The following is a 14,973-nucleotide window of genomic DNA, read 5'->3' as shown; positions in this document are numbered from 1 at the left end:
CAAGTCACGCGGTACGCGCATTGGCGACCGCGGCGTCCAGCATCGTCGCCCATTGCCGCAGCACTCCCGCGCGCCGGCGGCTGTCGTCGCTGAGCAGGTTGGCCAGCCCCAACCCGCGCGCCAGGTCCAGCGTGGCCTGCACGGTCTCCCGCACCCCCGGCACCGACTCGTCCACCCCGAGCAACTCGATGGCGACCCGGTGGGTCTCCCGGCCGACCCGCGCCTCCAGCACCAGCACCCGCTCGCGCAGCCGCTCGTCGGAGGTCGCGGCGACCCACAGGTGGATCGCCGCGTGGAACACCGGGCCGGTGTACATGTGCTCGACCATGTCGATCACCGCCTGGGTGCGCCCAGGACCGGTCGGCAGGTCCACCGCGTGCGCGCGCAACCGGGTCAGGCGCTCCTGGCACACGTACTCCACCGCCGAGGTGACCAGGTCCTCCCTGGTCGGGAAGTGGTGCTGGGCGGCGCCGCGGGACACCCCCGCGCGCTCGGCCACCACCGCGACCGTGCTGCCCGACCAGCCGACCTCGGCGAGACACTCGATCGCCGCCTCCAGCAACCGTTTGCGGGTGGCGCGGCTGCGGTCCTGTCGTGGCTCGCGTAGGGCGTCGGTCATCGCTGGGTGGCCGCTCTCTGGCTACGGCGGATAGGGAACTCTCCGCCCGTCTCGTCGAATCGCGCGCCGATCATCTCGGGGCTGCCTTCCGGCTTCCGCTGTCTCAGTAGGACTTCGGCAGGCCAAGGGTGTTCTGGGCGACGAAGTTGAGGATCATCTCCCGGCTCACCGGCGCGATCCGGTTCACCCTGGCGGCGGTGACCAGCGCACCGAGACCGTACTCGGCGGACAGCCCGTTGCCGCCGTGCGCCTGCACCGCCGCGTCCACCGCCTTGATCGAGGCCTCCGCCGCCGCGTACTTCGCCATGTTCGCCGACTCCCCCGCGCCGGCGTCGTCACCGGCGTCGTAGAGCGCGGCGGCCTTCTGGGTCATCACCTTGGCCAGCTCCAGCTCGATCCTGGCCACCGCCAGCGGGTGCGCGACCCCCTGGTGCGCGCCGATCGGCGTGCTCCACACCTGCCGGGTGTTGACGTAGCTCACGGCCTTGTCCAGCGCGTAGCGGCCCATGCCGATGGCGAAGGAGGCCGCCATGATCCGCTCCGGGTTGAGGCCGGCGAACAGCTGCTTCAGCGCCGCGTCCTCGGAGCCGACCAGCGCGTCGGCCGGCAGCCGCACGTCGTCGAGGAACAGCAGGAACTGCTTCTCCGGCGAGATGATGTCCATCTCCACCGGCCGGTACTCCAGGCCGGGGGTGTCGGTGGGCACGATGAACAGCGCGGGCTTGAGCTTGCCGGTCCGCGCGTCCTCGCTGCGGCCGACGACCATGACCGCGGCCGCCTCGTCCACCCCGGAGATGAACACCTTCTGTCCACTGAGGACCCATTGGTCGCCGTCGCGGCGGGCGGTGGTGGTCAGCTTGTGGGAGTTGGAGCCCGCGTCCGGCTCGGTGATGGCGAAGGCCATCCGCAGCGTCCCGTCGGCGAAGCCGGGCAGCCAGGTCCGCTTCTGGTCGTCGGTGCCGTAGCGGGTGATGATCGTCGCGCAGATCGCCGGGGACACCACCATCAGCAGCAGCCCACAGCCCGCGGCGGACAGTTCCTCGCACACCGCGGCCAGGTCGCCGATGTTGCCGCCCCCGCCGCCGTACTCCTCCGGCACGTTCACCCCGAGGTAGCCGAGCTTCGCGGCCTCGTCCCACAGCTCGGTGGTCTTCTCCCCGGCGCGTGCCTTGCGCTGGAACCACTCGCCGCCGTAGCGCCGCCCGAGGTCGGCGACCGCCGCCCGCAGCGCCGTGCGCTCGTCCGACTCGGTGAATGCGTTCATCGTGTCTCCTCCGCGTCGACGACCGCGAGCACGCGGCCGACCTCGACCTGGTCACCCGGCCCGACACCGATCTCGGTGACCACACCGTCGGCGGGGGCGTTGATCTGATGCTGCATCTTCATGGCTTCCAGCCACAACAGCGGTTGGCCGGTGGTCACCCGCGCGCCCTGCTCGACCGCGACCCGCACGACCGTGCCCGGCATCGGCGCGAGCAGCGAGCCGGCGGCGACCTGGGCGGTGAGATCGGGGAAGCGGTCGACGGGCACCAGGGCGACCGACCCGAGCGGGGAGTCCACACAGGACAGCCCGGGATAGCGCGCCACGGTGAAGGTCCGGCGCAGCCCGTCGACGTCGAGCACCACGGTGTCCGGCGTGGCCTCGACGAGCCGCACGCCGGTCAGCCCGTCGACGGCAAGGCCGGTGCGGGTGAGCCGGTAGGCCACCTCGTGCTCGGTCTCCCCGACGGTGAAACGTTTGCGCTGGGGATGGGCCGCGACGTTGCGCCACCCGCTTGGCAGCCGTCCAGCCACGGTGGCGGCGGCCCGGTTGGCGGCGGCGTCGGCCAGCGCGGCGGCGAGCGCGGACAGCGACACCGCCCGCTCGTCGGCCAGCGGGGTGGCCAGGGTGGCGAGGTCGTGCCGGTCGAAGAACGCGGTGTCCGTGTCGCCGGCGAGGAACGCCTCGTTGGTCAGGATGCGCACCAGCAGGTCGCGGTTGGTGGTCACGCCGTGCACCTTGGCGCGGGTGAGCGCGGCGGCCAGCGCGCGGGCGGCCACGTCCCTGGTCGGCGCCACCGAGATCACCTTGGCCAGCATGGGGTCGTAGTACGGGCTCACCGGCTGTCCACTGTCCACACCGGAGTCCAGGCGGATGCCGGTGCCGCGCGGGACGGCGAACTCCTCGGCCACGCCGGGCACCGCGAACCGGTGCAGGGTGCCGCTGCTCGGCCGCCAGTCCGCCGCCGGGTCCTCGGCGTAGAGCCGGACCTCGATGGCGTGCCCGAGCGACGGCGGCGGCCCGGCCGGCAGCGGCCTGCCCTCGGCGATGCCCAGTTGCAGGCCGACCAGGTCCAGCCCGGTGACGCACTCGGTGACCGGGTGCTCGACCTGCAGGCGGGTGTTCATCTCCAGGAAGTAGCACCGCCCGGTCTCCTCGACGAGGAACTCCACGGTGCCGGCACCGACGTAGCCGATGGCCTTGGCCGCGCTACGGGCCGCGGCGAACAGCTCCGCGCGCAACTCCGGCAGCCGCTCGGCCAGCGGCGACGGCGACTCCTCGACGATCTTCTGGTGCCGGCGCTGGATCGAGCACTCGCGCTCGCCGACCGCCCACACCGTGCCGTGGCCGTCGCACATGACCTGCACCTCGATGTGCCGGCCGGTGGCCAGGTACGGCTCGATGAACACCGTGCCGTCCCCGAACGCGGACGCCGCCTCGGCCCGCGCACCGTCCACCTGGGACCGCAGCTCGTCGAGGGTGCGCACCACCCGCATTCCCCGGCCGCCACCGCCGGCGGATGCCTTGACCAGTACCGGAAGGTCGGCCTCGGTGACCGCGTCGGGCGCCAGCTCACCAAGCACCGGCACGCCGGCCTCGGCCATCAGCCGCTTGGCCTCGATCTTCGAGCCCATCAGCCCGATGGCCATCGGCGGCGGGCCGACCCAGGTGAGGCCGGCGGCCACGACCGCGGCGGCGAAGTCCGCGTTCTCCGACAGGAAGCCGTAGCCGGGGTGGATCGCGTCCGCGCCGGCCGCGCGCGCCGCGGCGATGATCAGGTCGGCCCGCAGGTAGGTGTCGGCCGAGGTGTTGCCCGGCAGGCGAACGGCGGTGTCGGCTTCCAGCACGTGTGGGGCGTGCGCATCGGCGTCGGAGTACACCGCGACCGTGGCGATGCCCAGCGTGTGGCAGGTGCGGAACACCCGGCGGGCGATCTCACCTCGGTTGGCGACGAGCAGGGTGCTGATCACGGCCGTCACATCCGGAAGACGCCGAAGCCACCGGCGCCGCTGACAGGTCCGTTGTGGACGGTGGAGAGACACAGGCCGAGCACGGTCCTGGTGTCCCTGGGGTCGATGATGCCGTCGTCGTAGAGCATGCCGGACAGGAACATCGGCAGCGACTCCGCCTCGATCTGGTTCTCCACCATGGCGCGCATGGCCGCGTCGTGCTCCTCGCTGTACTCCTGGCCTCTGGCCGCCGCGGCGCCTCTGGCCACGATGGACAGCACACCGGCGAGCTGTTGGGGTCCCATCACCGCAGACTTGGCGCTCGGCCAGGCGAACAGGAACCTCGGGTCGTAGGCCCGGCCGCACATGCCGTAGTGCCCGGCGCCGTAGGAGGCGCCCATCAGGATCGAGATGTGCGGCACCTTCGAGTTGGCCACCGCGTTGATCATCATGGCGCCGTGCTTGATGATGCCGCCCTGTTCGTAGGACTTGCCGACCATGTAGCCGGTGGTGTTGTGCAGGAACAGCAACGGCGTGTCGATCTGGTTGGCCAGCTGGATGAACTGGGCCGCCTTCTGCGACTCCTCGCTGAACAGCACCCCGCGCGCGTTGGCCAGGACGCCGACCGGGTAGCCGTGGACGCGCGCCCAGCCGGTGACCAGGCTGGTGCCGTACAGGGGTTTGAACTCGTCGAAGTCGGAGTCGTCGACGACCCTGGCGATCACCTCACGCGGGTCGAACGGCATCTTCAGGTCGGTGGGCACGATGCCGAGCAGGTCCTCGGCGTCGTGCAGCGGCTCGCCGTAGTCGCTGGCCGGCGCCGGGCCCTGCTTGCGCCAGTTGAGCCTGGCCACGATCCGCCGGCCGACGCGGATCGCGTCCTGTTCGTCGGCGGCCAGGTAGTCGGCGAGGCCCGAGGTGCGGGCGTGCATCTCCGCGCCGCCGAGCGACTCGTCGTCGGACTCCTCGCCGGTGGCCATCTTCACCAGCGGCGGGCCGCCGAGGAAGACCTTGGCGCGCTCCTTGACCATCACCACGTAGTCGGACATGCCGGGCAGGTAGGCCCCACCCGCGGTCGAGTTGCCGAACACCAGCGCGACGGTCGGCGTGCCGGCGGCCGATGCCCTGGTGAGGTCGCGGAAGATCCGGCCGCCGGGGATGAAGATCTCCTTCTGCGTCGGCAGGTCCGCGCCGCCGGACTCGACGAGGTTGATCGTCGGCAGCCGGTTCTGCGCGGCGATGTCGGCCGCCCGGAAGGACTTCTTGGTCGTCCACGGGTTGCTCGACCCGCCCTTGACCGTCGGATCGCTGCCGCAGACGAGACACTCGACGCCCTCGACGATCCCGATGCCGGTGACGATGCTGGCGCCGACCCGGTAGTCGCTGCCCCACGCGGCCAGCGGGGACAGCTCGAGGAACGGCGAGTCCTGGTCGAGCAGCAGCTCGATCCGCTCGCGGACCAACAGCTTGCCGCGTGCCCGGTGCCGGTCGACGTACTTCTCCCCGCCGCCGGCCACCGCCTTGGCGTGCTCGGCGTCGATCTCGGCCAGCTTGGCCAGCATGGCCTCCCGGTTCGCCCCGTACTCGGCCGACCGGGTGTCTACTGTGGAGCGGAGCATGGTCATGTGGTGTACCCAAGTACCTTCGCGGCCAGGTCGGTGAGGATCTCGGTCGTGCCGCCACCGATGCCGAGGATCCGGATGTCCCGGTAGTGGCGTTCCACTTCGGACTCGCGGAGGTAGCCGAGGCCGCCGTGCAGCTGGACGGCCTCGTCGACCACCCACTCACCGGCCGCCACCGCGGTGTTCTTGGCGAAGCACGCCTTGGCGATCACCTGCTCGCCGGCGGCGTGCCGGACGGCGACGTCGCGGGTGTAGGTGCGGGCCACGTCGACCTGGCGGGCCATCTCGGTGAGCTTGTGCCGCACCACCTGGCGGGAGATCAGCGGGCGGCCGAAGGTCTCCCGCAGCCGGCACCACTCGACGGTCAGGTCAAGGGCGCGCTGCGCGGTGGCGTAGGCCTGCACAGCCAGCGCCAGCCGCTCGGTCACGAAGTGGGTGGCCACCTGGGCGAAGCCGGCGCCCTCCTGGCCGATCAGGTTCGCCACCGGCACCCGGCAGTCCACATAGGACAACTCGGCGGTGTCCGAGCAGTGCCACCCCATCTTGTCCAGCCTGCGGGTGACCGTGAAGCCGGGCGTGCCGCGCTCGACGACCAGCAACGACAGGCCGGACGCGCCCGCGCCGCCGGTGCGCACCACGGTGGTGACGAAGTCGGCCCGACAGCCCGAGGTGATGAACGTCTTGGCGCCGTTGACCACGTAGTGCTCGCCGTCGCGCGTGGCGGTGGTGCGGATGTTCGCCACGTCCGAGCCGCCGTCGGGCTCGGTCACCGCGAGCGCCCCGATCAGCTCCCCGGCCAGCGTCGGCCTTGCCCAGCGGTCGTGCTGGCGCTGGTCGCCGGCGGTGACGATGTGCGGCACGGCGATGCCCGAGGTGAACAGGCCGGCGACCAGCCCGCCGGAGCCGCCGGCGTAGTGCACCTCCTCGGTGATGGTCAGCGCGTCGAGGACGTCGCCGCCCCCGCCGCCGACCGACTCCGGGAAGGCGGCGCCGAGCAGGCCGAGCTCCCCGGCCAGGCGGTGCAGCTCGCGCGGCAGCTCGCCGGCCTGCTCCCACTCGTCCAGGTGCGGGCGGACCTCCCGCTCGACGAACCGGCGCGTGGTCTCGCGCAGCGCGATCCGCTCCGGTGTCCGAAAAGGATCGGTCACAGCAGCGCCTCCGGGATGTCGACGTGCCGGGAGCGCAGCCACTCACCGAGCGACTTGGCCTGCGGGTCGAACCGGACGGACGCGGCCACGCCCTGCCCGAGCAGCCCGTGCAGCACGAAATTGAGCGCGCCGAGGTTGGGCAGCGGGTGGCGGTCGATGTCGAGGTCCGCCGCCTCCGGCAACAGCTCCCGCAGCCGCTCCACGGTCAGCTCGTGCGCCAGCCAGGGATAGGCGGCCGGGTCGCGCACCCACACGCCGACGTTCGCGTCGCCGCCCTTGTCGCCGGAGCGTGCGCCGACGATCGTGCCCAGCGGGACCCGGCGGGTCGGTCCCGGCACGTATCCCGGGTCTGCCACCGGATCGGTGGTGATCTGGGAGAACACGGTCGGCGGGGCGATCGGGCGGCGGGTGCCGTCCGGCAGCACGGCGACCTGCTCGATCCGCTGCTGGGCAACGTAGTCCGGCCGGTAGACGCCCACCGGCGTGCCGTCGCCGGGCGGCGCGGTGATGGTGGCGCCGGGATAGGAGCCGAGCGCGAGTTCCACCGCCGCGCGGGAGAACGCCTTGGCCCGCTTGGCGTCCGGCGTCCTGATGGTGACGTGCAGCAGCGCGCTCGCGGTCTCCTCGGTGTCCGCGTCCTGGTGGTCGGTGCGCGCGAGGGTCCAGTGCAGACCGTCCGCGCCGACGGCGGCGTCGAGCTGGCGGCGGACCAGCGCGGCCTTCCGCTCGATGTCGAGTCCACACAGGACGAACGTGGACGCGTTGCGGAACCCGTCGAGGGTGTTCACGCACACCTTGACCGTCTCCGGGGGCGCCTCGCCGCGCACGCCGGTGATCGCCACCCGGTCCGGTCCGGCGTCGGCCAGGCTGATGGTGTCGAAGCGGCTGGTGACGTCCGGGCCGAGGTAGCGCGGGCCGGCGATCTCGTAGAGCAGCTGGGCCTTGACCGTGTCGACGGTGACCGCGCCGCCGGTGTCCCGGTGTTTGGTGATGACCGCCGACCCGTCGGCCGCGACCTCGGCGATCGGGAAGCCAGGGTGGACCAGGTCGGGGAGTTCGGTGAAGAAGGCGAAGTTCCCGCCGGTGGCCTGGGTGCCGCACTCGATGACGTGCCCGGCGACCGTGGCCCCGGCCAGCGCGTCGAGATCGTCGCGGTCCCAGCCGTAGTGCGCCGCGGCCGGCCCGACGACCAGTGCGGCGTCGGTGACCCGGCCGGTGACCACGATGTCCGCGCCCGCGTTCAGGCACTCGACGATGCCCCAGCAACCGAGGTAGGCGTTGGCGGTCAACGCGCCGGGGAAGCCGTCGCCGACCAGGTCGTCACCCTCCACATGGGACACCTGGACGGCGAGACCCTGCCGTCGCGCCAGCTCGCGGATCGCGGCGGCCAGGCCGGCCGGGTTGAGCCCACCGGCGTTGGTGACGATCCGGACACCCCGGTCGACGGCCAGCCCGAGGCAGTCCTCCAGCTGGCTCAGGAACGTGCGGGCATAGCCCCGGTTCTCATCGCGCATCCGGTCACGGCCGAGGATGAGCATGGTCAGCTCGGCGAGGTAGTCGCCGGTGAGCACGTCGAGTTCGCCGCCGGTGAGCAGTTCGCGCATCGCGGCGAACCGGTCGCCGTAGAAGCCGGAGGCGTTGCCGATCCGGATCATCGCGGCGCCCGCCCGGCACCCGGCGGCCCGGCGAAGGCCTGCGCGATGTCCAGCCACCGGTCGGCCTCGGCGCCGGTGGCGGCCAGCGCGGTGTCGGCGCGGTTGACCCGCTGGGTGACCAGCAGGCAGAAGTCCAGTGCCGGTCCGGTGACCCGCTGGGTGGCGTCCTCCGGTCCCCAGGTCCAGCGGTCGCCGTCGGGGGCGGTGAGCTCGACGCGGAACGGCTCGGCCGGTGGCGGCTGCTGGCGGACGAGGTAGGCCCAGTCCCGGGTGCGCACGCCGATATGCGCGACGTGGCGGAGCCTGGCGGTCGGTTCGCGGGTGACGCCGAGCGCGTCGGCGAGGTCGTTGCCGTGGGCCCAGGTCTCCATCAGCCGGGCGGTGGCCATGGAGGCCGCCGACATCGGTGGGCCGTACCAGGGCAGTTTGCTGCCGGCGGGCACCTGCTCGATGGCGGTGGCCAGCGCGGTGCGCACGCGGCGCCAGTCGGCGAGCAGGTCGGCCGGCGGGGTGCGGGCGCCCTTGTCGGCTTCCTGGTCGACCACCTTGTCCAGCTGGTCGGCCGAGGTGGTGGCCAGGACGTCGGTCAGCTCGGCGTGGAAGGCGGCCGGGTCGGTGATCGCGAGCAGGGAGCGCTCGTCGGTCCAGGCCAGATGGGCGACCTGGTGCGCGACGCTCCAGCCGGGCGCGGGTGTCGGGCTGGCCCAGCGGTCGGCGGGCAGGTCCGCGACCATGCCGTCGATCTCGGCGCCCTCGGCGCGCAGGTCCGCGACCAACGCTGTCAGCTCAACCACGGCTCCACCCTGGCACGGGAAGGCCGTATCAAGCAAGCGTGCTTGTTTTTTCAGGCGCGGAGGTCACCGCGGCGGCGTTGCCAGTCGGTGACCGCGTCGAGCGCGCCGGCGATCTCCTCGTCGAGCAGGGCGACCCTGGCGTCCACCACGGCGTCGCCGAGCAGGTCGCGGGCCAGCTCGGACTCGTGCAGAGCCTGGCGGGCGGCCACCGGCGTGTCGTGCAGCCGGCCGGCCCTCGGTTCGGGCAGTGACTCGCGCAGGCCGCGCAGGCCGGCGGCCAGCACGGCGGCCACCACGAGGTGCACCTGGGCGTCCGCGCCCGCGAACCGCACCTCGACCCGCCGGGACGCGCCGGACCCGGCCAGCCGCAGCGCGGCGGTGCGGTCGTCGACGCCCACCCGCAGCTCGCGCGGGGCGAAGGACGCGGTGCGCAGCCGGACGTAGGAGTTCCAGGTCGGCGCCCAGATCGCGGTCAGGTCGGCGGCCGCGTGCAGGATGCCGGCGACGAACCGGTCGAGCGCGACCGGCTGACCGTCCACATCGGACAACGAGAGGTGCACGTGGCAGGAGCTGCCGGCCCCGGTCGCCTCGGCGGCCAGGTAGCCGGCGCGCACGCCGCGCGCGGTCGCCGCCCGGCGGATGACCAGCTGTTGCAGCATCGCGTCGTCACAGGCGGCCAGCGCGTCGCGGTGACCGAGCACGCTCTCGTACTGGCCGGGATGACACTCGCCCCGGCGCGACTCGACCCCGAGTCCCGCTTCGTCCACATCGGACTGCACGGCGGTCAGCAGCGGGCGCAGCTCGTCCAGGGTGGCGTAGTCCAGGCCGCGGGTGGTCAGCGGCTCGCCGGACTCGGCGGTGAACGTGACCTCGTGCTCGATGCCGATCGACGGCACCACGCCCAGCTCCTGCGCGGCGACCAACTGTGCGCGCAGCGCGGTCCTCGGCGCGATCGGCACCGCGGCGCCGTCCGGCCACTCGACGTCGCACACCACCAGCCAGGTCCCCGGCGCTCCCGGCAGCGGCGCGAGGGTGCCGAGGTCCGGGCGCATCCGCAGGTCGCCGTAGGTCGCGGTGTATGGCGCGAACACCGGTGCGGCGACCGGCTCGCGCGCCGGGTCCCAGGCGAACACGTAGGAGCACACGCCGTACCCGTGCGCCAGCACGGTGTCCACGAAGAACCGGGCCGCCAGCTCGACCGCGGCGAACCGGGCGTGCTGGTCGGGCACCAGCAGCACCAGCGACCGCACCGCCCCACTGTCCACTTCGGCCACCAGGGCCGAGGTCAGCTCGGCGGCCGCCGCCGCGCGCTCGACCAGTGTGCGCGGACCGCGCGGTCGCCGGTGGGCGATCACCAGGCGCCGTCCGGATCGGGGCCGGCCAGCGGGTTGGCCGCCCTGCCGTACCGGACGTCGAACTCGTCGTCCCGCTCGACCTTGTCGAAGCCCTGTCCGGCAAGGTGTTCCCGGTTGAGCGTGACCCGCTCGACGTCGGGCGCGAACAGCTGGCAGGCGTCGAACCTGGCGGCCAGTTCGGGGTGCTGGTCGCGGTAGCCGCCGACCAGCTCGCGGACCTGGCGCCACAGCTCTGGCCGGGGGTAGCCGAGGTCCTCGACCAGCAGCTCCGCCCAGAACCGGAGCTGGCCGGCGAACACCGAGCTGAACAGCGACTGCGCGAGCAGCCGTCCCGGCCAGCGCAGCATGTCCGCGTTCGCCTCCGGCGCGAGGTCGGCGTACTCCGGCAGGTCCTCGTCGAGCAGGTCGACGCCCTGGGCGAAGTCCTTGATCGCGACCCGCAGCGGGGTCCCGTGCTCGTCGGCGATCAGGATCAGGTTCTGGCCGTGCGGGCAGAAGCCGACGCCGTAGCGCAGCAGCCAGTGCAGCAGCGGGGTGAGCAGCAGGTCGAGCAGTCTGCCGAGCCAGGCCCCGGTGTCCATGCCGGACGACCGGATCAGCCTGCCGAGCACGGTCTCGCCGTCGTGGCCGCGATAGGGCAGCGCGGCGAAGGAGATCGCCCGCTCCCCCTGCCCGAGCCGCGCCAGGATCGGCTCGCGCCACAGCGCGCCGAGCGTCTCGTGGAACCGGTAGGGCAGCTCGTCGAGGTGCCCGAGCAGCGGGTGGCGGACCGAGACGCTCGCCACCTCGCCGAGCAGCTCGAACCGGTAGCCGGCAAGCAGGGGATCCGTGTCGCCGATCGACCGCAGCCAGGTCGTCACCGCGGGCGCGGCCAGCGTGGCGGCCGCGGCAAGTCCTCTGTAGACCAGCGTGTTGCGCACCGAGACGGCGGTCTTCACGTCCCTGCGGTCGGGCCGGGACATGTTGGCCAGCGTCCGGATGGTCTGATGTGGCCGGTAGTGGTCCACGCTCTCGCCGAGCGGCACGACCACGCCGTCGGCCAGCTCACCGGCGTACAGCGTGCCGATGATCTCGTCGGCCTGCCACGGGTGCACCGGGACCAGCACGTAGGAGTCCGGATCGGACAGCGGGGCGCGCAGCCGCCAGAGCTGCTCGCCGAGTTCCTCGGTGAGCAGCCGTTCCTCGGTCAGCTCGGCCACGCAGCGGAACGTCGCGTGCTCGCGGTGCACGGCGAACCAGCGCAGCGGGAACGCGCGGCCGGCCTCCGGGGCGTAGCGCTCGCGGTCGGTGGCCGAGAAGCCGACCCGGCCCTTGTTCAGCACCAGCCGAGGGTGCCCGGTGAGCCGGCCGTCGGCGACGTTGTAGTCCAGTGTGGACAGTTCGGCGGCGGTCGGTGCGTTCGCCAGCCTGGTCGCCTCGTTGGTGACCGTGGCGGTCAGCTCGCCGAGCACGTCGGCAAGGCGCAACCCGGTGAGCCCCAACCGTTCCCGCGCGTCGACCACGAGCACCCTCGGGTCGTGCGCCTGCTCGCCGTCGCGGGTGGCGCTGCCCGGCTCGACGTGCCAGGACTCGAACGCGCCCCGCCGGGCGCGGAACCGGTAGCCGGCGGCCGGCAGCGTGAGCAGCCAGCCGTCGCCGTCGGCGACCGGTTCGAGCAGCCCCTCGTAGCTCAGCTCGCCGAGCATCTTGTGTAACACGAGCGATCCCGCCGCCCGCCAAGCTTCCTGGCTCATAATAGTTCCGCCTCCCCGCATTTCAATGTGCTGGTCGCGTTGGCGACAGAGGGCGCTGTCTGGTCACGTACTTGTGGCTGGTCTACGTCACGTTCCCCTGAGGCGCGGTTGAGCAGCCCTCGGCGTGACCTCGATCCTGAGGTTGACAGAAGGTGTCTCACAGCGCCTCCCCCAGTCCGAAGGTGGTGAACGCGGTGCGGTCGGGTAGGGGGTAGACCTCCCGGCCGCACACCGTGTTCAGGATGCGCGCCGAGCGCCAGGCGACCAGCCCGAGGTCCGGCGCGCCGACGCCGTGGGTGTGCCGCTCGGCGTTCTGCGCGAACAGCGAGCCGCCCGCGCGCAGCCGCACCCGGTAGTCGGCGTCGACCGCGAGCCGGCCCGCGGCGTCGCGTTCGAGCAGGCCGGCAAGCGGGGCGAGCAGCTCGGTGGTGTCCCGTTCGCGGTAGCCGGTCGCGCACACCACCGCGTCGGTGCGCACGCTGGCCGTGCTGTCCTGGTCGAGGTGCCGCAGCGACAGCTCGACCTGGCCGGCCCGCTCGGCGGCCGAGGTGACCGCCACCCCCGGCCGCAGGCTCACCGCCGGCCAGCCGCCGCCGACCGTGCGCCGGTACAGCTCGTCGAAGATCTCGGCGATGGTGTCCGCGCTGATCGCCTTGTACAGCTGCCACTGCGCGGGCACCAGCCGGTCGCGGGTGGACTCGGCGAGCCCGTGGAAGAACCGCACGTAGTCCGGGGTGAACTGCTCCAGCCCGAGCTTGGAGTACTCCATCGGCGCGTATGCGGCCGAGCGGGTGAGCCAGCGCAGCGTGCCGTGGCCCGGCGGCCGCGCGCGCAGCAGGTCGAGGAACACCTCGGCGCCGGACTGTCCCGACCCGACGATCGTGACGTCCCGCGCGGCGATCAGCCGCTCGCGGGCCGGCAGGTAGTCCGCCGAGTGCACGACCCTGGTGCCGGCCAAGGGTTCCAGTGGCGCCGGCAGCACCGGCACGGTGCCAACGCCGAGCACCACGTTGCGCGCCAACACCTTCCCGGCCGGCTCGATGTCCAGCTCGAACGCCGTCCCCGTCCACCGCACCGACCGCACCCGCTGGCCGTACCGACAGCTGTCCAGCCGCGCGGCGGCCCAGGCGCAGTAGTCGTCGTACTCGGCCCTCGGGATGTGGAACCTCTCCGCGAAGTAGAAGGGAAACAGCCGCCCCCGGTCCCGCAGGTAGGCCAGGAACGACAACCGGCTCGTCGGGTCCACAAGGGACACCAGGTCGGCGAGAAAGGGCACCTGCAACGAGGTGCCGTCGATCATCAGCCCCGGATGCCAGCGGAACCGGTCGCCCTGCTCGAAGAACGCGGTGGCCAGCCCGTCGACCGGGTCGGCGAGCGCGGCGGTGGACAGGTTGGCCGGGCCGATCCCGATGCCGGCCAGGTCGAGCGGTTCCGCCGTGATCACGGGGAGACCGCGGCGGCGACCACGAGCTCGAGCAGCTCGGCGTGGCTGTCCTCGTCGGTCTCCGGGTTGAGCAGGGTCAGCTTCAGCCACACCCGGCCGTCGACCGTGGCGCGGCCGAGCACCGCCTGCCCGTCATCCAGCAGTCGCCGCCGGACCTCGGCGACCGCGACGTCCCCCGCCTGGTCGTCGGTGGCGTTGGCCGGTCGGAACAGCACCGTGGACAGCATCGGCCTGCCCCACAGCCGCAACGCGGGGTGGTGGTCGATCGCGTCGGCCAGCTCGGTGGCCCGCCGGCAGCAGCGCTCGACCAGCTCACCGACGCCGACCCGGCCAAGCGCCCGCAGGGTGACCGCGATCTTGAACGCGTCCGGCCTGCGGGAGGTGTGCAGCGATCGGCCGAGCAGGTCGGGCAGCCCGGCCTCCATGTCGTCGTCCGGGTTGAGGTAGTCGGCCCGCACGTTCAGCGCGGTGATCGGCTCCCGGGTGGTGAGCAGGCCGGCGGCGATCGGCTGCCAGCCGAACTTGTGCAGGTCGACGGCGACCGAGTCGGCGCGGGTGAGCCCGTCGAGCACCGGCGCGAGCCGGTCGCTGAACAGCAGGGCGCCGCCGTAGGAGGCATCCACGTGCAGCCAGGCGCCCGCCCGCTCGGCGAGGGTGGCGAGCGCGGGCAGTCGGTCGACGGTGCCGGTGTCGGTGGTGCCGGCGGTGGCCACCAGCACCGCCCGCGCCGGCAGCGGCGACAGGTCCGGCGCTTCGAGGTCGATGACCGTCGGCGTGGGCAGGCCGAGCAGCCAGGCCGCGCGGTCGACGCTGTGGTGCGCGGTGTGGCCCCGCACGACGTGCCGGGCGCCCGCCTCCCTGGCCAGCAGCAGGCCGAGCAGGTTGGACTCGGTGCCCCCGCTGGTGATCACCGCGTCCGGCACGACCTCGTCCGGATAGCAGAGCCGGGCGATGGCCGAGGTCAGCTCGCGTTCCAGCTCGCTGGCGACCGGCGCCTGGTCCCAGGAGTCCATGGAGGGGTTGAGCATGCTGGCCACCAGGTCCGCGGCGGCGGCCACCGCGAGCGTCGGGCCGTGCAGGTGCGCCGCGCACCAGGGATGTGCCGGGTCGACCGAGCCGGCGGTGAGCAGCCTGGTCAGCTCGCCGAGCGCGGTCACCGAGCCGACCCCGTGCTCGGGTAACACCCCGGCGCTGCCGAGCGCGTCGGCCAACGCGCTCGCGACCGCGGGCGGGCCGCCCGCCGGGATCGGTCCGGTGCGCGCGGCACTCGCCTCGGCCACCGCGTCCAGTGCCACGCCAACCAGCTGACGCACCCGTTGTGCGCCGGCGGCTCCACCGGCGAGCGCGTGCCCGTCGGTGGAGGTGCCCGACTCGATCATCTGACCCCATTCTT

At 72.9% G+C, this 14,973-nt stretch carries 11 protein-coding genes; all 11 read right to left on the bottom strand.

Features of this window, described 5'->3' with window-relative positions:
• Positions 1–4: 4 nt before the first annotated feature.
• The 11 genes from ACYVIP_RS17325 to ACYVIP_RS17275 all read right to left on the bottom strand — a co-directional run bounded on the left by ACYVIP_RS17325 (position 5) and on the right by ACYVIP_RS17275 (position 14,959).
• Positions 5–619: a TetR/AcrR family transcriptional regulator gene (locus ACYVIP_RS17325; protein ID WP_460397388.1), complete on the bottom strand. Its 615-nt coding sequence runs from the start codon at positions 617–619 to the stop codon at positions 5–7.
• A gap of 103 nt (positions 620–722) precedes the next feature.
• A complete protein-coding gene (locus tag ACYVIP_RS17320) occupies positions 723–1,883 on the bottom strand; it encodes an acyl-CoA dehydrogenase family protein (RefSeq protein WP_460397386.1) in 1,161 nt (386 codons plus the stop codon).
• Positions 1,880–3,850: an acetyl/propionyl/methylcrotonyl-CoA carboxylase subunit alpha gene (locus ACYVIP_RS17315; RefSeq protein WP_460397384.1), complete on the bottom strand. Its 1,971-nt coding sequence runs from the start codon at positions 3,848–3,850 to the stop codon at positions 1,880–1,882. The genes ACYVIP_RS17320 and ACYVIP_RS17315 overlap by 4 nt, the downstream gene beginning before the upstream one ends.
• A 5-nt stretch (positions 3,851–3,855) precedes the next feature.
• On the bottom strand, positions 3,856–5,454 hold the full coding sequence (locus ACYVIP_RS17310; RefSeq protein WP_460397382.1) for an acyl-CoA carboxylase subunit beta: 1,599 nt from the start codon (positions 5,452–5,454) through the stop codon (positions 3,856–3,858).
• Positions 5,451–6,599 carry an acyl-CoA dehydrogenase family protein gene (locus ACYVIP_RS17305; RefSeq protein WP_460397380.1) on the bottom strand — a complete coding sequence of 383 codons (1,149 nt, stop codon included), beginning with the start codon at positions 6,597–6,599 and terminating at the stop codon, positions 5,451–5,453. Before ACYVIP_RS17305 ends, ACYVIP_RS17310 begins: the two co-directional genes overlap by 4 nt.
• Positions 6,596–8,254 carry an acyclic terpene utilization AtuA family protein gene (locus ACYVIP_RS17300; protein WP_460397378.1) on the bottom strand — a complete coding sequence of 553 codons (1,659 nt, stop codon included), beginning with the start codon at positions 8,252–8,254 and terminating at the stop codon, positions 6,596–6,598. Before ACYVIP_RS17300 ends, ACYVIP_RS17305 begins: the two co-directional genes overlap by 4 nt.
• A complete protein-coding gene (locus tag ACYVIP_RS17295; RefSeq protein WP_460397376.1) occupies positions 8,251–9,048 on the bottom strand; it encodes a TIGR03084 family metal-binding protein in 798 nt (265 codons plus the stop codon). The genes ACYVIP_RS17300 and ACYVIP_RS17295 overlap by 4 nt, the downstream gene beginning before the upstream one ends.
• A 50-nt stretch (positions 9,049–9,098) precedes the next feature.
• The gene (locus ACYVIP_RS17290; RefSeq protein ID WP_460397374.1) at positions 9,099–10,403 is read right to left on the bottom strand and encodes a type I glutamate--ammonia ligase; all 1,305 of its coding nucleotides are present in this window, start codon (positions 10,401–10,403) and stop codon (positions 9,099–9,101) included.
• Positions 10,400–12,136 (bottom strand): IucA/IucC family protein, encoded by a 1,737-nt coding sequence (locus ACYVIP_RS17285; protein ID WP_460397372.1) that lies wholly within the window; start codon positions 12,134–12,136, stop codon positions 10,400–10,402. Before ACYVIP_RS17285 ends, ACYVIP_RS17290 begins: the two co-directional genes overlap by 4 nt.
• Before the next feature lie 157 nt (positions 12,137–12,293).
• Positions 12,294–13,580 carry a lysine N(6)-hydroxylase/L-ornithine N(5)-oxygenase family protein gene (locus ACYVIP_RS17280; protein ID WP_460397370.1) on the bottom strand — a complete coding sequence of 429 codons (1,287 nt, stop codon included), beginning with the start codon at positions 13,578–13,580 and terminating at the stop codon, positions 12,294–12,296.
• Entirely contained in the window at positions 13,577–14,959 is a 1,383-nt protein-coding gene (locus tag ACYVIP_RS17275) for a pyridoxal phosphate-dependent decarboxylase family protein (RefSeq protein WP_460397368.1), read from the bottom strand. The genes ACYVIP_RS17280 and ACYVIP_RS17275 overlap by 4 nt, the downstream gene beginning before the upstream one ends.
• Positions 14,960–14,973: the final 14 nt, after the last annotated feature.

The organism is Actinophytocola sediminis (assembly GCF_054779715.1).
Note: the sequence above shows the minus strand (reverse complement) of the source record. Positions and strands in the feature narration are given on the sequence as shown.